At 63.6% G+C, this 19,376-nt stretch carries 18 protein-coding genes; 8 read left to right on the top strand and 10 right to left on the bottom strand.

Annotation, left to right across the window (positions count from 1 at the left end; all coding sequences use genetic code 11):
* Window positions 1–40: 40 nt before the first annotated feature.
* Genes ABF990_RS09550 through ABF990_RS09525 form a run of 6 tightly spaced genes read right to left on the bottom strand, consistent with a single transcriptional unit; the run spans window position 41 to window position 6,487 of the window.
* Entirely contained in the window at window positions 41–1,561 is a 1,521-nt protein-coding gene (locus tag ABF990_RS09550) for an aldehyde dehydrogenase (RefSeq protein ID WP_415500191.1), read from the bottom strand.
* A 12-nt stretch (window positions 1,562–1,573) separates the two neighbouring features.
* A complete protein-coding gene (locus tag ABF990_RS09545) occupies window positions 1,574–2,368 on the bottom strand; it encodes an aspartate dehydrogenase (RefSeq protein ID WP_415491258.1) in 795 nt (264 codons plus the stop codon).
* Entirely contained in the window at window positions 2,365–4,068 is a 1,704-nt protein-coding gene (locus tag ABF990_RS09540) for a thiamine pyrophosphate-binding protein (protein WP_415491259.1), read from the bottom strand. Before ABF990_RS09540 ends, ABF990_RS09545 begins: the two co-directional genes overlap by 4 nt.
* A gap of 10 nt (window positions 4,069–4,078) precedes the next feature.
* Window positions 4,079–4,861 (bottom strand): SDR family oxidoreductase, encoded by a 783-nt coding sequence (locus ABF990_RS09535; RefSeq protein WP_415500192.1) that lies wholly within the window; start codon window positions 4,859–4,861, stop codon window positions 4,079–4,081.
* Between the two features lie 9 nt (window positions 4,862–4,870).
* The gene (locus ABF990_RS09530; RefSeq protein ID WP_415491261.1) at window positions 4,871–5,701 is read right to left on the bottom strand and encodes an IclR family transcriptional regulator; all 831 of its coding nucleotides are present in this window, start codon (window positions 5,699–5,701) and stop codon (window positions 4,871–4,873) included.
* A gap of 21 nt (window positions 5,702–5,722) precedes the next feature.
* Window positions 5,723–6,487 carry an SDR family oxidoreductase gene (locus ABF990_RS09525; RefSeq protein WP_415500193.1) on the bottom strand — a complete coding sequence of 255 codons (765 nt, stop codon included), beginning with the start codon at window positions 6,485–6,487 and terminating at the stop codon, window positions 5,723–5,725.
* Window positions 6,488–6,677: 190 nt separating this feature from the next.
* Between ABF990_RS09525 and ABF990_RS09520 the strand changes: the two genes are divergently transcribed.
* On the top strand, window positions 6,678–7,898 hold the full coding sequence (locus ABF990_RS09520; RefSeq protein ID WP_415500194.1) for an MFS transporter: 1,221 nt from the start codon (window positions 6,678–6,680) through the stop codon (window positions 7,896–7,898).
* A gap of 130 nt (window positions 7,899–8,028) precedes the next feature.
* On the opposite strand, the gene ABF990_RS09515 is transcribed toward ABF990_RS09520, so the two are convergent.
* Window positions 8,029–8,973, bottom strand: a complete 945-nt coding sequence (locus ABF990_RS09515) for a VOC family protein (protein WP_415500195.1) — start codon at window positions 8,971–8,973, stop codon at window positions 8,029–8,031.
* Between the two features lie 195 nt (window positions 8,974–9,168).
* Between ABF990_RS09515 and ABF990_RS09510 the strand changes: the two genes are divergently transcribed.
* Window positions 9,169–10,125: a cupin domain-containing protein gene (locus ABF990_RS09510; RefSeq protein ID WP_415500196.1), complete on the top strand. Its 957-nt coding sequence runs from the start codon at window positions 9,169–9,171 to the stop codon at window positions 10,123–10,125.
* Window positions 10,122–11,012, top strand: a complete 891-nt coding sequence (locus ABF990_RS09505) for an alpha/beta fold hydrolase (protein ID WP_415500197.1) — start codon at window positions 10,122–10,124, stop codon at window positions 11,010–11,012. The genes ABF990_RS09510 and ABF990_RS09505 overlap by 4 nt, the downstream gene beginning before the upstream one ends.
* A gap of 61 nt (window positions 11,013–11,073) precedes the next feature.
* Here ABF990_RS09505 and ABF990_RS09500 read toward each other — a convergent pair whose 3' ends face one another.
* Complete coding sequence (locus ABF990_RS09500; RefSeq protein ID WP_415491267.1) at window positions 11,074–11,901, bottom strand: IclR family transcriptional regulator; 828 nt, start codon at window positions 11,899–11,901, stop codon at window positions 11,074–11,076.
* A gap of 197 nt (window positions 11,902–12,098) precedes the next feature.
* On the opposite strand from ABF990_RS09500, the gene ABF990_RS09495 reads away from it, so the two are divergent.
* The 5 genes from ABF990_RS09495 to ABF990_RS09475 all read left to right on the top strand — a co-directional run bounded on the left by ABF990_RS09495 (window position 12,099) and on the right by ABF990_RS09475 (window position 15,222).
* Window positions 12,099–12,326, top strand: a complete 228-nt coding sequence (locus ABF990_RS09495; RefSeq protein WP_415491268.1) for a recombinase-like helix-turn-helix domain-containing protein — start codon at window positions 12,099–12,101, stop codon at window positions 12,324–12,326.
* A gap of 72 nt (window positions 12,327–12,398) precedes the next feature.
* Window positions 12,399–13,412, top strand: a complete 1,014-nt coding sequence (locus ABF990_RS09490; protein ID WP_415500198.1) for a Rieske 2Fe-2S domain-containing protein — start codon at window positions 12,399–12,401, stop codon at window positions 13,410–13,412.
* Window positions 13,405–14,358 carry a PDR/VanB family oxidoreductase gene (locus tag ABF990_RS09485; protein WP_415491270.1) on the top strand — a complete coding sequence of 318 codons (954 nt, stop codon included), beginning with the start codon at window positions 13,405–13,407 and terminating at the stop codon, window positions 14,356–14,358. The genes ABF990_RS09490 and ABF990_RS09485 overlap by 8 nt, the downstream gene beginning before the upstream one ends.
* Window positions 14,359–14,380: 22 nt before the next feature.
* Window positions 14,381–14,794: a hypothetical protein gene (locus ABF990_RS09480; RefSeq protein WP_415491271.1), complete on the top strand. Its 414-nt coding sequence runs from the start codon at window positions 14,381–14,383 to the stop codon at window positions 14,792–14,794.
* Window positions 14,791–15,222, top strand: coding sequence for a RidA family protein (locus ABF990_RS09475; RefSeq protein WP_415491272.1), 432 nt, complete (start codon window positions 14,791–14,793; stop codon window positions 15,220–15,222). Before ABF990_RS09480 ends, ABF990_RS09475 begins: the two co-directional genes overlap by 4 nt.
* Before the next feature lie 95 nt (window positions 15,223–15,317).
* Here the strand turns inward: ABF990_RS09475 and ABF990_RS09470 are convergent, their stop codons facing one another.
* Complete coding sequence (locus tag ABF990_RS09470) at window positions 15,318–15,794, bottom strand: TauD/TfdA dioxygenase family protein (RefSeq protein ID WP_415506585.1); 477 nt, start codon at window positions 15,792–15,794, stop codon at window positions 15,318–15,320.
* Between the two features lie 453 nt (window positions 15,795–16,247).
* The gene (locus ABF990_RS09465; protein WP_415506582.1) at window positions 16,248–18,764 is read right to left on the bottom strand and encodes a TonB-dependent receptor plug domain-containing protein; all 2,517 of its coding nucleotides are present in this window, start codon (window positions 18,762–18,764) and stop codon (window positions 16,248–16,250) included.
* Window positions 18,765–19,376 lie beyond the last annotated feature (612 nt).

Here is a 19,376-nt window from a genome sequence, read left to right as displayed (position 1 = left end):
ATAGGGCGGCACCGGCAGGCCCGCGCGACAGGACCCGCCTTCAGCCCGCCGTTATGCCGGCCCAGGGAATAACCTGATGTGCCGTATCGATATAATATGACTTCTGGCGCATATAGGCGCGCAGCCCTTCCAACCCTTTTTCGCGGCCCATGCCGCTTTCCTTGTCCGCGCCGAAGGGGGTGGAAATGGAAAACTGCTTGTAGGTATTGATCCAGACCGTGCCGGTTGTAACCGCCCGCCCGATAGCCAGCGCGCGCACGATATCGCGTGTCCATACCCCGCAGGCCAGGCCGTACTGGTTGTCATTGGCCATGGCGATCACGTCGGCATCCGTCTCGAACGGCAGGGCGACCAGAACAGGGCCGAACACTTCCTCGCGGCAGATGGTGGCGCTGTTGCCCACCCCATCGATAATCGTGGGCAGGTAGTAATTGCCCTGCGCGTATTCCGCCCCGTCCGGTGCGGCCCCACCAACCAGCACCCGCCCGCCTTCGGCACGGGCAATATCCACCCAGCGCGCGACATTGGCGACATGGGTGGGATGAATGAGCGGCGCCACCTGCGTTGCGGGGTCGAACGGGTGCCCAACCTTGAGCGCGCGCGTGGCCGCAACAAGGCGTTCGAGAAAACTGTCGTAAATGGAAGAATGAATGAATAGCCGCGACCCGGCGACACAGGACTGCCCTGAGGACGAAAACATGCCGTACAGAATACCGGCCAGCGCCTGGTCCAGATCCGCATCGGGCAGGACAATGGTGGGTGACTTGCCACCGAGTTCGAGCGATACGGGCACCAGCCGCCGTGCTGCCTTTTCGGCTATGGCATGGCCCACCTTTGTACCGCCGGTAAAGGAAATACGCCCGATGGCAGGGTCGGACACAAGGCGGTCCCCCACCGTGTGCCCACCACCCGGCAGCACCGACAACAGGCCCGGCGGCAGACCGGCCTCCGCCACGATACGGGCGAATTCCAGTCCCACAAGCGGGCTCCAGGTCGCGGGTTTGAGAATGACCGCATTGCCTGCCGCCAGAGCCGGGGCCACTTTCTGCGCGTCACTCGCGATCGGGGAATTCCACGGCGTAATCGCCGCGACAACGCCTATGGGTTCAAAGCGCGAAAGCGTCATCCATGGCCCGCGCGCGGGGGTAATGGCCTCCTCCATGGTTTCCAGCGCCGCGGCGAAATAGCGGAACGTGCTGGCGGCACTCATGGCCAGGGCCCGTGTTTCCTTCAGGGTTTTTCCGGTATCGCGGCTCTGGATGAAGGCTATGCGCTCGACATTGTCCGCAAGCCCCCGGGCAATGCGGTACAGATAATCCGCGCGCTGGTGGGGCAGCAGGTCGCGCCAGTGTGCATCCTCCACCGCAAGGCGGGCAGCGGCAATGGCGTCATCCACGTCCTGCTCGCCCGCTTCGCGCATGACGCGATTCAGGCTGCCATCGGCCGGGAAACGCGATTCAATTTCCGCCCCCTGCCCCTGCCGGAACGTGCCCGCCACAAAAATCCGGCCATCGGGCAGGTCATCGAGGGTAAAATCACTGACAGGAACGGAACCGGTCATGATGCTGTTTCCTTATGAAAAGGCCAGACACGAACTGATACAGGACAGAACACCGCGTGCGACACTATACCCTGCCGTCAGCGACGTTCTGGGATTATCGGGAGAAGGCAGCCCCTCCATACGGAAAAACCCGTTGGCGCAGCGGCCTGAAAACGTGATTTCATGCACGTTGTTCGTGCAGTCCCGATCCGCGAGCAGGCGAACCTGTGTCGCGTCGAACCCCAGCCCCGCCAGCGCGACCGTGGCCGCGACATTCGCATTTTTCGGGAATTTCAAAGCGGCTTCACGGGCGGTGCCTTCGAACACCACGGCATTGTCCGTATAACCGCCCGGCCAGGATGCCGGCGGCTTGCGCCCGACATACGTGACCGCATGCAGGCCCGACAGGCGCACGGCCTCAAGCGCGTCCATGCCCCCCACGGCGCCTGCCGCCACATGCAGTGTGCCGGTGTCGGCTGCGGCAATACGGGCCAGTGTTTCGGGCTGGGCCAGCGCCCCGACGGAGGCCAGCACCACGGTCATGCCCGCCGCCAGCAGGTCTGGCACCACGTCGCGCACCGCCTCCTGGGACGCACATTCGGCAACGAGACGCGGTGCCTGGGCAATGAGTCCTGCCGCGTCGGATACGACACGCACCAGACCGGGCTCCAGCCCCAGATGCCGCGCCACGTCGACCGGGTCACGGCCGGGGCGGGTCAGCACCGTGACCGCCGTGAGGGATACCCCCGCACCGCGCACCGCGCGCAGGACCGTTCCCGCCATGGAACCGCAGCCGATCAGGCCCAGATGCAAGGCTTGTCCGGTCATGTCGTGGGCTTTCCCGCGGCCCCGGCCGGAGGCCCCGCGAAACTGCGGGCGAACGGCCCGATGGACACCATGTCCACTTCCAGCAGGACCGGGCCGGACTGCGCCAGCGCCGCCTCGAACAATGTGGCAAACTGCGTGATGTCGGACACACGCCGGTGCGCAAGACCGATAGAGGCCGCGACCTGCGCGAAATCGGGAATGGTGGACAGCGTATAATGCTGCCGCCCGTCATATTGCGCGTCCTGGATATTGCGGATCACGCCGTAACCCCGGTCGTTCATGAGAATAAAGACGATCCCGGCGTTTTCCTCGACCGCCGTGGCCAGTTCACCCAGGTAGAGCATGGCCCCGCCGTCACCCACCAGGGCGACCGTGCGCGCGGCAACCCCCGAAAGCGCCGCCCCCACGGCCATGGCGATCCCCTGCCCGATACCACCGCCCAGCGCATGCACCCCCAGATTGGGCGCGGCAAGCCGGACATAGCGATTGCCGAACGTGGAGTTGGAAATGGTCACGTCCCGCACAAAGGCCAGTTCGCGCCCGAACACCGCATCGCGCAGGGTATCGGCCACAACGCCGTACGGACCCAGCGTGTCGCGCAATGTCGCCTCTCCCGCCGAGCGGGCGGCCACGACATCGGGCACAAGGGCCGGGTCCGTGTCCAGCCGTGCTGGCAGGCGGGCCAGCAGCCCGTCCAGCACGGCAGCCGCGTCACCATGAATGAACAGGTCGACCGGGTAATTGCGGGCACCCTGGCTGGCATCGGCATCGATCTGGACAAGGGTTTTGCCCAGTCGCATTTCGTTGTTGCGGGTTTCGTTGCCGCGCAGGCGCGAGCCCACCACCACCATCAGGTCGGCCCGGTCGTACAGCGCCTGGGCTTCGGGCGTCATGTTGAAAGCCCCGAGAGACGCCGCACTGTCCTCGGCCACGACGGCCCGGCCGTTGGTGCTGGTGACAGCGGCAATACCACGGCGCACCAGTTCCGCCGCCTGGGCCGTGGCGTCCCGCGCGCCGCCACCGAACCAGAACATGGGCCTGCGGGCGCGGGCCAGCATGTCGGCCAGGCAGTCTATCGCCGCATCATCGGCCTTGACGCTGGCCGTGCGCGGCTTGGGCCATACACGCGGCACAAGCGCATAGTCCCGTTGCACGTCAATCGGCAGTTCGACGGAAACCGGACCCGTGGGGGCCGACAGCGCCGCCGATGCGCCTGCGGCCAACGTGGTCAGGACCGATGCCCCCGACCAGGCCCGCAGCACGGTCTTGGACACGCCACGCAGCATTTCGGGCTGGCGCGGTACGTCATGAATGGGGGCCCGGTCCCGGTCGATGAAAGGCCGGTCGATCTGGGTGGTGATATGCAGGACGGGCGAGCCCGCCACCAGAGCCTCGACCTGGCTGCCCGCCGCATTGCCCGCCGCCGTGCCGGTGCTGGTAATGACAACGCCCAACCCGCGTGTGACACGGGCATAGGCGTCGGCCATGTTCATCGCCCCGGCCTCTCCCCGCGCGGGCACGAAGCGCACACGCCCCTGCCGGGCAATGGCGTCCAGAACGGGCATGTTATGGATGGAAATAACGCCAAACACGGTCCGCACGCCGATCTCGGCCAGCCAGGCGGCCACCAGATCGCCAACCTGCATGGTCTCCGCCTTGGACGAGGCCGGGACCTCCTGCACTGATGTCACGTTTATCATGGAATATCCGTCAGATATGTCGGGAAAGACCGCCAGAAACCTCGATCTGGGTACCGGTGACGAAAGACGCCGCCGGCGAGCCCAGAAAGGCGATGGCGCGGGCAACCTCCTGGGGAAGGCCGAGCCGGCCCAGGGGAATTTTCTTGCTGTGCGCCAGATCGGCAAGCCACTGCTCACGCGAAAGGGCACGGTCCTCGCGCGCCTGGAAACGCCGCTCCCACTGGCCCGATTCGATCAGCCCCACGACCACGGAATTGACCCGGATCGCCGGTGCGAATTCGCCCGCCAGGGACTTGAGAAGGTTCTGGACCCCCGCCCGCGCGGCCGATGTGCAGACCATATGCGCCTCGGGCTGGTAAGCCAGCAGGGAATTGACCGCCACAATCGCACCCTGCCCCGAACCGGCCAGCATGGGCGCGAACGCACGGGTGGTGTTGATCTGGCTGAAGAACTTGAGTTTGAGTTCCTCTTCCCAGGCGGCGTCGGTCGTATCGGCAAAGGTGGAAACCCGGCCCTGGCCCGCGTTGTTGACCAGCAGGTCGCACCGGCCCTGCCAGTCGCTGACCGCGGCCAGCAGGCCCGCCACCGCGGCCGTATCCAGAATATCGCACGGATAAGCCAGCACATCCCCGCACGCGCTCAGCGCCTGCCGGGCCTGTTCCAGCCGCTGGGGGTTGCGCGCGCAGATCGCGACGGCCATGCCTTCTTCAAGAAGCACACGTGCTGTCGCCAGCCCTATTCCCGAACTGCCGCCGGTAACGACCGCGACCCTGCCACGCAAACCCAGATCCATGTCCGTCTCCTACGATGCGGCGTGCGCGGGGGGCGCACTGGCCTCGCGCCAGCCCAGCCGCACTGAAATCTCGCGCGCGGCATCGACCACCAATGCCGCGATATGGTCCCGCCGTCCGTCCTCATGCACAAAGCGCGCGGTGGGGCCCGATACATTGACCGATGCAATGGCCCGGCCCGTGCCGTCGAACACGGGTGCGGCAATGGAACTCACGCCATCGGCGACCAGCCCGTCGCTTTCGGAATAGCCCTGCGCGCGTTCACGGCCGAGCGTCTCGCGCAGGGCGTTCCACGACGCGGGCGTGCGGTCGGTGTACTGGCCAAGCGGATAGTTCTCGTACAGGGCGCGCACTTCCTCGGGGTCCAGCCAGGCCAGAATGGCGCGGCCCAGCGTCGTGGCATGGGCGCCAATGCGTGACCCCACCGAAATGTTGCTGGCCAGCGGCACGTTGGGCACCCGGCGGGCAAGGTAGACGGCCTCGCGCCCGTCAAGAATGCCCAGATGCGCCGAAAGCCCCGATTTTTCAGCCAGATTGGCGACAATCGGCAGCGCGATCCGCACCAGATCCTGCCCGAACGCACTTTCGCCCACCAGCGCCAGCAGCCCGACCCCGATCTGGTATTCCCCGCCGCGCACCCGTTCGATGAATCGTTCCATTTCCAGCGTATGGATCAGCCGCAGCAATGTCGTGCGGCTGATGCCGAGCGTGGACGCCGCCGCCCGCAGGTTGGCAAGCGAACCCCCTTCACTGACATAGCGCAACAGCTTGGCCGCCCGCAGGACGGGGGGAGAAATATAGCTGTCGTTGTCGTCGTGTGTGGTGTCGTCGGAACTGGACATGTCAACGCCTCTCAGGCCTGGTCAGGTAAACACGAAGCCCGCATTGACCGGCAGAACCTGCCCGGTCAGCGCAAGGGCCTGACCAGTCAACAGGAAGCAGACCACGCCGACAATATCCCCCGGGTCCTGCGGGCCGGGCACGGCGCGACCGTTTTCGTAAAGATCGTGACGTTCCTTGGGCACATATTCCGTGGCCTCGGTCCGGACGATGCCGGGGGCGACTGCCGTGATCCCCACACCGCGCGGACCCAGTTCGCGCGAGAGCGAGCGCGTCATGGCAATGACAGCGCCCTTGCTGGCGGTATAGGCCAGCAGGCGCGGCGCCCCCCAGAGTGCCGTGTCGGACGCAAGATTGACAATGCGCGCCCGCCCCGAAAACAGCGGGCCGAGTGCGCGCACCATCAGCCATGTGCCGCGCACGTTCACGGTCTGCACCCGGTCCCACAAGTCGATCTCGATATCCTCGAACCCGCGACCGCCGACATTGGTTGCAATGGCGCCGTTATTGACCAGCCCGTCGACACTGCCCCAGGCCGCAGCCACCTCCGCCCCGAAGGCCGCGATGGAGTCCGGCCGCGCCAGATCGAGCGGCGAAAACCGGACCGTAACGCCATGCTCGGCCGCAATGGCCTGTGCCGTGGCCTGGCCTTCCTCCACCAGGATATCGGCCAGCCACAGCTCGGCCCCCATACCCGCGCAGGCGCGGGCCATGGCTTCACCCAAACCACGCGCCGCCCCTGTCACCACAATGCGATGACCGGCCAGCGTAAACGAACCGAACTGCATGAACGCCAACTCCCGTAGCCGGACTGACCGGGAGGTCTCTCCCAGGCCAGATTGACCAAATATGCACTAATGTTCCTTATTTGGTTTACTCATTGCCGCCGCTTGTGTCAAATGTGTTTCGCTGACAGAACAATCAGCGCGAGGACTGCCCCGCGGCGTGTCCGCGCATTCAAGGAGAAAGGCAGTCATCATGCAGCGCAGCCAGTCGCATGCCGCCCCGGTGGCAACGTCGGAACCGTTACCGGGCCTGCGAACCCTCGTGCCCGTTATCGTGCTGATGGCGGTAACCTATGTCTTTTACGGCTGGGACCGGCTGGTCATGCCGGTGGAACTGGTCGAGATCCGGCGCACGCTCAATCTCGACCAGAAAGCGGCCGGGTTCATGGCCAGCATTTTCACCCTTGGCATTGCCGTGCTTTCGCTCCCCGCAGGGATTCTGGTCGCGCGCCTTGGGCTTAAACGGGCCCTTGGAATCAGCACGCTGGTTTTTTCGTGCGGCACGCTGCTTTCGGGCATGGCGAACACCGTGCCCATGCTCGTGGCCGGGCGGCTGGCGACCGGGGCGGGCGAATCGCTTTTCAGCATCGCGCTGCTCATGATTATCGTCGCTCTTTTTCCACGCTGGCGCGGCACAGCCATAGGCGGGGCCACAGCCATTTTCGGGCTGAGCATGTTCGTGGGGCCGCGCATGGTCCTGGCCATGCAGGATATGGGCGGCGGGGACTGGCGCTTCCCCTTCAAGCTTATGGGGGGTGCGGGGGTGGCCACCGGCCTGTGCCTGCTCCTGTTCGTGCCCGACCGCCTGCAGGCGGAAGAGGCCGCACCCGCCATCCTGGGTGATTTTTCGTGGCTGCGTTCCCGGCCGTTGCAGGCGGTCTATGTCATGGCGGCCGCCAATGGCCTGTGCTGTTACGCCTATATGTCGCTGTTCCAGACCTATGCGCGGATCGGCCAGCACCTGACACCGACACAGGCCTCGCTCGCCTTCGGGTGCTTTGGTATCGGCAATATTCTGGGGGGTGTGCCCATCGGGCTCGTGCTCGACCGCACCGACCGCTTTCGCGGCGTGGCCATTCTGTCCGCACTGACCGGGCTTACGGGGGCGGCCCTGTTCATGTGGTCGCTGCACGAAACGAGCGCCATTGTCTTTTCGCTGATCTTCGGGGTGGGAATCGGCGGCATTTACGGAAACTGCTATGCCCTGGCGCGGGAAAACGCACCTGCGGCACGCGCGTCGCTTGCCATCGGGGTGCTGCTGACCGTCTATTACCTTGCGGCCTCGACCTCGGGCTATGTCTTCGTGCTGGCCATGGGGGATGACTTTACCGCCAACCTGCGCGGCGCGTTACTGATGTTCCTGCTGCCCTATACGCTGGCGGCCTGTGTCATGTTCGCGACAAAACGGGCCTGAAACACCTTTTGCCGCAGGCCAGCCTTACCGCCTGCGGCAAAAAACGGGCACCCGCGTGCCCCATGCCACCGCCCCGCGCCAGCGGGCCGGGAGCCAGAGCCCCGCCCGCCACAGGGCTGAACCCCGCCGCCTAGCTGTGCCCGCGTTCGCTGTTCTGCCCGTCCATTTTCTGGCGGCGGGTGGTGGCGTCCAGCCCGCCCGCGATCGCCCATTCCGCAAAATTTTCGGGGCGGCGTTCCCAGATCCGCGCCTCCCACGCTTCGGTGCAGTAATCCTCGTCCGCGTAATATTCGAGCGGGGCCGCAAGCGGGTTTTCAAAATACCAGAAATAGGCGGATGAAATCGGATGCCGCCCCGGCCCTATTTCCGTCTTCCAGCCCTTGCCGCTCATGGCGATGCCCCCACCCACCACTTCATGAATATCATTGAGCGTGAAGGCCACGTGATTGATGCCCGGCCGCCCCGGACGGCTGAGAATAAACAGGTTATGGTGCCCGCCACGCGGCTGGCACCGCAGAAAACAGCCCTGGTTGGGGTATTCGTCACTGACGATAAAACCGAGCTGCTCGGTATAGAACGCGCGCATGGCCGCGAAATCGGCCCCGAACACCACCACATGCCCGATCTGGATCGGGTCGGCCTGCGTGTAGACCGGGCCGCGCTGGTCCACCCTGTGGCAGGCCCCCGGTGCGTTGGGCAGCATGGGCGTGCCCACAACGGGACGCCTGCGCGACACACGAAAGGCCAGCGACAGCCCGTTCGGGTCGGTGACGCGGGGCAGGCCATCGGCCCCGACCCGCACGCGATCGCCAAGACGTGTCAGCACCGCCGCCAGGTCCTCGGGCGTGCGGGCCCCCCACACCACTTCGCGCACGGTCTTGCCGCCCTCTATCGCGGGGGGCAGATCGGGGGCGTCGGCCGGGCGCACCAACACTTCGCACCCGTCACGGGTTTCAAAAACAAGACGGTCGGGCTCGCATGTTTTCTCATGCAGGCCCCAGTCGCGCAGGAAGTGATGGGCCTTGTCCATGTCCTGGACGCCAAATGTGATCGCATCGATTCCACAAAGGGACATAAGGGACTCCGTTCTGTGTTTCATATATAAAACAAATGGCGCGTTTTTTGGCCCGTTCCGGGATCAATACAGCCAATATAGAGATTTTTTTGCTGTTTGCAGTAATATTTTTTCTTGTATCGTTATTTTTGTTTGTAATATGAAACGGAAAGTTCGCGCATACAGGCGAGTCCCCAGCACGGCAGGAGAACCCCGATGTCCGCCACCATTGAAAAAGCCACGACCGTCGCAGACGATTTCAACCGCCATCTTCAGAAATTCGCCAACAAGACCTTCGACTGGGACGCCTTTCCCTCCAACCGGGGCTTTCCCGACCTTGAACGCGCGCAGATGCGGTTTATCGGCTCAGGCGGGTCGCCCAAGGTCAACGATACCCAGACCCTCAAACCCGAACATTTCACGCTCAGCCTGCTGTACAAGCACCCCGGCAAATACGCCGCCTGCCACGCCCATGAGATCGAGGAAGCGTTTCTCGTGCTCGACGGCGTGCTGACCGTCGGCTGGGAAGATAACGGCGTGGTGGTGGAAGCCCCCCTTGGCCCCAAGGACATGATTTTGAACGCGCGTGACGTGCCGCATGGTTTTCGTAATGCCGGGGTCACTCCTGTCACCATGTCGGTCATGGTGGGCGTGGGCAAGCCGCTGCCGCCGCGTTATGTCTACCACCCCAAGGACGTGGGCGACGAACTGGCCATGCGTTTTGGCGCGCGCGACGGGCAGGTGCTGCCTGTGGATGCCAGTGGGGCCCACCCGCTCCAGCGCCTGATGGCCCATTATGTCGTGCGCTACGACGACCAGCCCCTGCACTGGACGCCAGCAGGCTTCGGCCGCAAAATTTACGTGGGCGAAGGCGGGGCCCCTCCGTCCACCGCGCGCAAGGAAATGTTCGTTGTGCCCGCAGGCGTGGGCGTGCAGCCCTATACCCGCGACTGCGAAGAGGCATGGCTGGTGCTCGAAGGTCATGTCACGGTCGGCTGGGACGATAACGGCACGACGATCGAAAAGCAGATCGGCCCCAAGGACGTGTTCGTCTCCCCTGCCGGGCGGGCGCATTATTTCCGTAATGACGATGTCAGCCCCGCCACGCTGTTCGTGGTCATCGGCACCCCCCTGCCGGGCGACCCTGACTACAAGGCAGCCACGCGGTCATGATGGCGATCCGCTCTGTTCTGACCACGCAGGCGCAGGGCGGAACACTGCGCTGGCTGGAAAGCGGCCCCACCGGTAGCCCCACCGACGTCCCCAAAGGTAGCCCCATTGAGAGCCCGGTGGGCAGCCCCATGGGCAATGCCTCGGGCGGGCAAACGCTGGTCCTGCTGCACGGGATCGGTTCGGACGCGCAGGCGTGGCGGGCCCAGCTTGAAGGCTTTGCCCCACGGCACAGGGTGCTGGCCTGGAACGCACCGGGCTATGCGGGCAGCACGCCGTTCCCACCGGCGGCGCACCCCGCCAACCCCTCATGCTGGGCCCGTGCCCTGGCGGCGGGGCTGGACGGACTGGGTGTGGAACGCTGCGTGCTGGTGGGCCATTCGCTCGGGGCGGTGACCGCCACGCGCTTTGCCGTGGAAAACCCGCACCGCGTTGCAAAACTTGTCCTGTCCAGCCCGGCGCGCGGTTATGGCCAGCCCCCGGGCGAGTCCCTGCTGCCAGCCCTGCAGGCGCGGGTCGACGATATTGCAACCCTTGGCCCTGCGGGCATGGCGGCACGGCGCGCGCCCCGCACGCTCACCCCGGACGCAACCCCCGCCCAGATCGAGGCGGCAACCGCCGCCATGGCGCGCGTGTCAGCCCAGGGGTACCAGGATGCGGTACACCTGCTGGCCGGTGCGAAACTGGTTGCCGACCTGACACGCTGGCAGGGAGATACCGACTTTATCGCCGCCGATGGCGACCAGATCGTACCCGCCGAGATAGTGCAGGCTGTGGCCCGCACATGTCCCGGTGCGGGGCTGCACCTTATTCATGGTGCGGGACATGCCTCGTACCTTCAGGCCCCCGATCAGTTCAACCGGATACTGGCCGATGTTCTGGCGCGCTGACCCACGCCCGGACCGGCCAGCCCCAGTTGCAGCCCCGCCACCGGGGGCAGGGCCGATAGCGCTAGGCCTGATAACCCAGCGCTGCGGAAATTTCGTCCGCCGCGGCCTCGACCTTGACGCGCACCACGTCCTCAAGCTCCGCCCGGTCATAGGCCGAAAGCGGGCAGATGGCGTTCACCGCCGCCTCGGCTATGCCGGCACGATTGCGCACGGGGGCGGCAATGCTTGCGACATCGGGTTCGAAATAGCCCCAGCTTGCAAGACTGCGCTGCGACCGGTCGGCCTCCAGCTGCGCGACCAGCGCGCCCAGGTCGGCGGGGGTCGCGTCCGTATAGGTAGGGAAGGCATAGCCGTCGTACAGGCGCACGACATCGGCCAGCGCCATATGGGCCAGCAGCGTACGCCCGATTACCGTGGCATGGGCGGGCAGGCGCGTGCCAACGGTCACGGTCCTGCCCGTCCATTCCGGTCCCGCGCAACGGGCGATATAGACCACATCCGTCCCCGCCAGCACGACCAGATGCGTGGTACACCCGGTCTCGTCACGCAGTTTTTCCAGCACCGGGGTTGCAATCTCCACCAGGTTACGCCCCGACAATGCGGCATATCCGAGCTTGAGCACACGGTTACCCAGCCTGAACGTGCGCCGCGTGGCGTTCCGTTCGACATAGCCCGCCGCTTCCAGCGTATGCAGCAGCCGGAACGCCGTCGCGCGCGGCAGACCGGCCTCCCGCGCGATCAGGGCCAGGCTGCGTTCGGGCGTCTGGTTGGTAAAACTTTCGAGAATGGCCAGCCCGCGCAGCAGGCCGGGAACGATGTAGCGATCCTCGGTCGAGGTATCCTCGGACGTTGCATCCCCTTCGGGCCCGGGTGGAAGATCATGTATCATGCCTGCCACCATATGCCGCTTTTACAGAAAGAAGAAAACAGCCATGCGGCGGGGATCGCACAGGAATGGGCTTGATTTCTTTCTTTCGATTACGTAACATTTGTCCATAATTGTTCATTGTGGTCATATTTGGTCAAATCGCGCACCACTCTTTTCGCCCAGCCCCGGGTGCCGGGCGTCCTTGCGGAGAACAACCGATGAAAAAACCCTTCGTACCGTATAACGAAACCTTTCAGTCCCGCCTCCGTGAGCCCGATCCGTACGAGAACATGATCGGTGACGCGCTTGAAGCGGCCTTCGCACGCGGGGCGACCACACTGGCCGACATCCTGCCCGTTCTGGCGGAGCGCGACATTGCCGCCCCGGACGGCTCGTCCTGGACCGAAGCCAAGCTGGCGGCCGAACTGGCCCGGCTGGCCGACTGAACCCGCCCTGTCCGCGCTGTATCCCGCAGGCATGCTGTCCCACCCCTTTCTGCCTCAAACAGGATCAGAACCATGACCGCCACCGACGCCCTTGAAACCCGCCTCCGCCACGGCCTGCGCAACCAGTGGTTCGCGGTCCTGCCATCCAGCCATGTGACAACCACGCCGACCTCCATCTACCGGTGCGGCTTCCGTATCGTGCTGTGGCGCGACCATCTGGGCCGGGCCTATGCGCTTGAGGACCACTGCCCGCACCGTGGCGCGCCGCTTTCGCAGGGGATCCCCATGGGCGACAAGATCGCCTGCCCCTACCATGGCGTGCAGGTGGATGCGGACGGCGTTGCCGTTAAAGTGCCCGGCAGCCCCGGCTGCCGCCTGGAAGGCATGCGCGCCACCCGCAGTTTTCCGCTACAGGAACGCGCGGGCGCCATTTTCCTGTTCGTGGGCGAAAACAACGACACGCCCCCCACCGAACTGCGCCTGCCAGAAGAATTCAGCGACCCCGACTACAGCTCTTTCCTGTGCTACACGGAATGGGGCGGCGACTACCGCTACGTGATCGATAACGTGATGGACCCCATGCATGGCACGTTCCTGCACCATCATTCCCATTCCATGTCCGAAGGGGATTCGATCGCCAATTTCCGTATTGTCGAAACCGACCATGGCTTCGTGTTCGAAAAGGACGCCCAGCGCGGCGTGAATTTCGACTGGACGGAATTTCTCGACCTGGGGTCCATGTGGCTCAAACTGGAAATTCCCTACCCCAAGACCGGGGGGCCGGGCGGCAATTTCATGATCATGGGCACCTACACCCCCATGCAGGACGGCTGGAGCGGCGTGTTCCACTGGCGGCTGCGCAAGGTCACGGGCTGGCAACGCGACGCATGGCGTTTCCTGTACCGCAACCGCCTGGAAGCCCGGCACTGGCACGTGCTGGAACAGGACCGCGTTCTGATCGAGGATTACGAACCCGGCGCCAACCAGCGCGAAATTCTCTACCAGCACGATGCGGGACTGGTGAGGCTGCGCCGCTATCTCAAACAGAAGGCGGAGCAGCAGCTCGAAGCCTGCGCCAATGGCTGAGACCCTGCGCGTACGCGCCTGCGTGCTGAAATGGGAGGCGCGCGATGTCGTCTCCCTCGAACTGCGGGCCCTCGACGGCGGGCCCCTGCCCCGTTTCACGGCGGGGGGGCATATCGACCTGCATCTGTCGCACGGGCTGGTGCGCAGCTATTCGCTCAGCAACAGCCCGGACGAAACCGACCGTTACGTCGTGGGCGTCGCCCTTGACGCCAACAGCCGGGGCGGGTCGCGCTATATCCACGAGACGCTGCGGATCGGTGCGGAGTTCGAGGTCGGGATGCCGCGCAACGCCTTCGCACTCAACGAGGCCGCGGGCGAGCATGTGCTGATCGCGGGGGGGATCGGCATCACCCCCATGCTGTGCATGATGCGCCGCCTGGTCACGCTGGGGCGCAAGCCAACCCTGTATTATGCCGTACGCGAGCATGCCCGCCTTGCCTTTGCGCAGGAGATCGCGGCACTGGACTGCCCGCATGTTTTCCATATCGACGCCGAGGCCGGCGGCCCGCTGGACATGGCCTCCATCGTGGCGGCCCATCCTTCGGCCGATTTCTACTGCTGCGGCCCTGCCCCCATGCTGGCCGCGTACGAAGCCGCCACAGCCCACCTGCCCGACACAAAGGTGCATCTGGAACGGTTTTCGGCAGCCCCGGTCAAGGCGGAAGACGAGACTGGCAGCGCCGGTTTCGAGGTGGAATGCGCCCGTTCCGGCCGCACATTCGAAATTCCGCCCGACAGGAGCATTGCCGACGTGCTGGAGGCAGGCGGGATCAGAATGGAGCTGTCCTGCCGCGAAGGCGTATGCGGCAGTTGCGAGACCCGTGTGCTGTCAGGCGAGCCGGACCACCGCGACAGCGTGCTGAGCAAAAGTGAAAAGGCCGCGAACAGGACCATGATGATCTGCGTCTCGCGCTGCCGGTCCTCAAAACTGGTTCTGGATCTGTAACACCCGCCACAAGGAATGCGCGATGACCGATACCGTCATGCTTACGGTGTTTCTGCGCCACGACCAGTCCAAAAACCTGGCGCAGCTTCAGGGCTGTCTGGACGAACGTGACTGGTGGAACCGTTTTCCCCCCAGGGGGGTGGAGGTGGTGACATGGAACGTGGTCATGGGCATTGGCCAGATCGTGACCCTGCGCCTGCCCCCAGCCCTGATCCCTGCGGTCAATGTGGAGCTTGAACGCTCGGCCTGGGGCGTGTTCAGCACCGAATTTTTCCCCAGCTATGACTTCATGCCCGTGCATGCGCGTCTGACGCGCGAGGCGGCTCAACGCAAGGCCGAGGCTGCCACGCCGGGGCGGGATACGACTGCCCCGGCCGCCAGCACGGCACCCGGCCAAACGCCGTCGCAAGCAACTCCCGGCGGAAACGGGCCGTGAAAAAAGCCATTGCGCCGTCCGGCCTGCCCGCCCCTCCGGCCGGGCTGTTCAGCCATGGCGTGACCTGCAACGGATTTGTGTTCGTCTCTGGCATGCATGCCGGTGGCCCGCACGGCATAACCGGCGCGGAACACGCCATGCCCCCCGATGCCGAAACACAGGCCGATGAAGCGTTCCGCCGCATCGGCCTGGTACTTGCGGCCGCGGGCTGCGGGGTGGAGAACATTGTCAGCCTGACCATCCACCTGGCATCCATGGACGACCGGGAAGCCGTGGGCCGCAGCCGGCGGCGCTGGCTGGGCGGGCTTGCCGTACCCCCTGCCGCAACGCTGGTCGGGGGCGCAACCTTCGTGCAGGACGGCCTGCTGGTCGAGATTTCGGCCATTGCCTGTTGCCCGACCGCAGTTCCAGCCCCGCCTGAAGCATAACCCTGACTCAACGGGGCCTGCCCTCCGCACCTGGCAGGTTGGGGCAGAATTTTGCACCATTGGCATGTTGCCCCCCCACCCGCCCGTGCAGCCTCCTAACCTCCCTTGGGCGGCTCCGTGCCCTCGATCTGAACACGGTAGCCCGAACGCACATGCGGCCAGCAATCCCGTATGACGCGATGATGCGTGCAGTGATTGTCCCAAAGAGCAATGGAATGCGGCCACCATTTGAAGCGGCAGCTCCATTGTGCACACGCGCAATGCCCGATCAGGAAAGCTGACAGGGAGAGGAATTTGGCCTCCTGTTGGGGAAATCCCTCTATTTCGCGCACAGAATCTGTATTGATGAACAAAAGCCTGCGGCCCGTATCGGGGTGCCGCACGACAACGGGATGGGTCGAGACAGGCGTGCCCGGACCCAAAACCCGCGTGCCGTCATGAACCGCGACCGGCCCTGCGAGCAACGTCTTCATCCGTTCGGACAAGGCGTCATACGCTGCGTACATGCTGGCGGACGGAGTGTCGGGACCACCATCGGGCAGGGTAGTGTGCAAGGAAAGCCTGCTGGCCAGAGGCGGGGATTACGGTACAGAATTGATCGCTGTGCAAACTCTCGCCTGCTACGGGCTTGCTCGACGCATCGGCGTGGAAACGGCGCACATACGGGTTGTCGGTCGGGCGGCAGATGGTCTTGACCCCGACATGCCGGCCGGGCGTTCCAAAACAGCACGCAACCCGCACATGATTGTCGAAGCTATTTTTCTGGCCCCGGAAAAAACAACACCTGATCCGTCAACGAACAGTCGGCGCAGTTCCGGCATCTGTTCGCCGCTGAGGGGGCTGTCAGATCAACCCCGAAACCCTCTACCCCGAGAGAGGAGAATAACGGCGCCATCAGGTGCCGGAACGCTACGGGCCACGCAACAAGGGGTTTGTCGCCCATGGCGTTACCCCTCTTGGCATGGCCGAACACGGTCGGCCGGGTCACGTCAACGCCTGCTGCCCGACCATGAATTGCAGCCCTGTCAGAAAGACGAGTTCACCCGCAGGTAGTAGTACCCGCCGTTGATATCCATCTGCCCCACAAAGTTGTCGTACATTTCTGCCCCGGCGTAACGCCCGTAGCTGGGCAGGCGGGTGGGATGGTTGTTGAACAGATTGTTCGCACCCACGGCCACATGCACTTTTTCCGCGACACGGTACCCAAATTCGACATTGGTGATCCATTTCGGGTTGCTCACAAACGGGAAGAACACCGAATTGGAGTTCGTGTACGGCCCGGAATAATAGGTGGCCATATCCTTGGTCTGGCCCCAGCGTATTTCCTGCACGTACACATCGAGTTTTTTCCATGTCCACCGACCGGACATCAGGATTTTGCTACGGGGCGATACCGTTGTCAGGTAGGAAATACCCTGCGCCGTCAACAAGGGATTGCCGTTCGTATCATTTGCAAGATGTGTCAGGCGTGTCCGGTTGAGCGAAATACCCAGGTTCCAGTCAATGCGTCCGGCCTCATGCAGGTCGGTCAGATAACTGGCGACAATATCCGCACCCTGTGTCCGGGTACTGGCACCGTTCGAATAATACCTTGCCGTCACGGCCCCAGGCGCGATCCCGGCCGGGATGGTCGACCCCATTTCGGCGATGGCGTTTACCGCATCCGCACCGGAATAACTGCCACCGTTAATGATACGGTCACGAATGTTGATCTGATACACATCCGCCGTGATATTCAGGTTCTTGATCGGCCGCAGCACGATCCCGCCCGATGCATTGGTCGAGAATTCGGGCGTAAGCGGAACGGCCCCCAGCGCGCCAGCCGCAGCCGAGCTGACGGCAAGCTGCCCCTGTGCAAAGGTCGGGGCGACACTGAGCGCACCGTAATGTTCCTGACCCAGCGTGGGCGCACGGAAACCGGTATTGATCGCGCCACGCACGGCAATCCAGTTCGTGAAATCGTAACGGGCCGCCACCTTGCCGATCTTGGCGTCTCCCGCATCGGTATAATGTTCGAACCGGCCTGCAAAATCGATATCAAGGTGCTTGATGGGCTGAATGTCGACATCCACATAACCGGCATAGACATCACGATACCACTGCCCGGCCAGGTTGGGTGTCAGCCCCACCAGGGCCTGCGACCCTGTGCCGAAATAGGACGCGGGCTCACCCGCCACAATCCTGTAACTTTCAAGCCGATGTTCGGCACCGAACGCCAGCGTAAGGGGTTTTGCAAAACCCGGCACGGCAAAAGAGCGATGGATGTCGAGATTGTTGGTCCATTGCGTGGCCTGGAACGAGCGTTCCTTGAAGTTGGTGGGTGTCCAGCCATACGCGTGGTAGAAGGAGACGTTGGCGGAATTCTTCATGCCGATATCGACATTATCCGAACCGTACGTCGTGCTCAGATCCCATGCGAAACCAAGAAGATCCCTGCCCTTGATCCCGAGCGTCGCTGAATAATCGTCCTCGTTCGAAGTGATGAGCGGCACAAAACCGTTGGGATAATATTCGGGCAACGTGCTGGCGACACGGAAGAACTGGCCGACCTGCCCGTTTTTGTGCCCGTAGATGACATTGCCGTAAAATGTCAGCTTTTCATCCATAAAGCTCTTGCCCCAGTCCATGGCAATGTTCTCACGCGTGAGATTGGGCTTGCCTTCGGTCCTGAAGTCGTACTGGTGGGTTCTGGTATCCATACCGTCGCGCACGGTCCTGTCGGTGTGCATGAAATCCATGCCGATATGCAGGTAACCGTCTTCACCCAGTTCGAAACCATGGTCTCCACGCAGGGAGTAATTAAAGCCGTCCCCCTTGTAGTTGGCGCCGACCATGCCCTGCTGCGAACCACGCGTCGCACTTTTCTTGAGCACGATATTGACAACGCCGGCAATGGCGTCGGACCCGTACTGCGCGGAAGCACCGTCACGCAGGACCTCGATATGATCGATCATGGAAACCGGAATCATATCGATATCAACGGGCATTTCACCCGATTCCGGCCCGGCGTCGGCATTGATGTTGGCCGTGGTATGACGTCTTTTGCCATCGACCAGAACCAGCGTCTGGTCAGGGTTAAGCCCCCGCAGACGGAAAGACGACGTCAGGGCGTTCAGTGTGGTCTGTCGCGACTGCGTGGAAATGGACGGATTGACCAGCGAAAGGGCGGCCGTCAGGTCTGTCTGCCCGGTGCTGGCGATCTGCTGGGCAGACACAACGTCAATCGGGCTCAGGCTTTCTGTCACTTTGCGGGCCGAGCCACGCGATCCTGTCACAACCATTGATTCGCTGCTTGTCGCCCTGATCGGATCATGGCTGACGGGTGCAGCAACCACCGCCCGGCTGCCTGTCACCGGCCCTGCCGCCGCCGCATGAGCAGGCTTTGCCGTTTTGCGCGCATGCACAGCCGCGGGAGCGGAGGATGAAGATGGCCGCGTAGCCGAAGTGGCGGCCGAGGCAGCTTCGCCCATTGCACCCGCCACCATCAGGGCAATCAGAGAAACATCAACGACAAGCCCGAAGCGATGACCGCAATTACGCATTGTTTACCCCTTAGTGTAGCTGGCGGCGCTGATGGAACAAGCGGGTTGGAAGGAAATAGTCCATATTTGGACCATGTGTTCATAATTTGACGTTATCGATTCGATTTCGTAATGTCAAGAAACAAACCACGGCCCCACAACCGGGCTGAGCCGCATAGAAATTGACCCGATCTTTGGCAGAGGCCGTCGGACACACCGCGACGCTGAGCAGAACGGCCCCACGGACCAAGTATGGGGAAACGCTGTTGGGAAGGGGAATACAGGCCCTGGAAGCGGGGCGGTGCGTGCGGGCAGGTGGCTCAGGCATGCCGGACTGGCGTGCGGCAGACAATCACGGCCCGTTGGACGGGCAATGCAGTAGAAAGAGCGGCATTTCGCCAGAAATCGAACGCCCGAAGTGGCCGTCAAGTCGGCTGATATGCGGACATTTCACGCCAAAAGCGGTATATATCCGGCTGACTGCCTGCACATTACCCGTATTCACGGCCCGCGTGATCAGAGGCCATACATAATTGACCCGCCACAGCCCCGACTTTCCGTGACGCCGCATATCCGCCGCCGGAGTAGCAAGGAACAATGTGTTGGCTGATGGCTGATGGCTGATGGCTGATG

The sequence above is a fragment of the Acetobacter sp. genome, from assembly GCF_047723915.1.
Taxonomy (GTDB): Bacteria; Pseudomonadota; Alphaproteobacteria; order Acetobacterales; family Acetobacteraceae; genus Acetobacter.
This window is presented reverse-complemented; position numbering and strand designations above follow the sequence as displayed.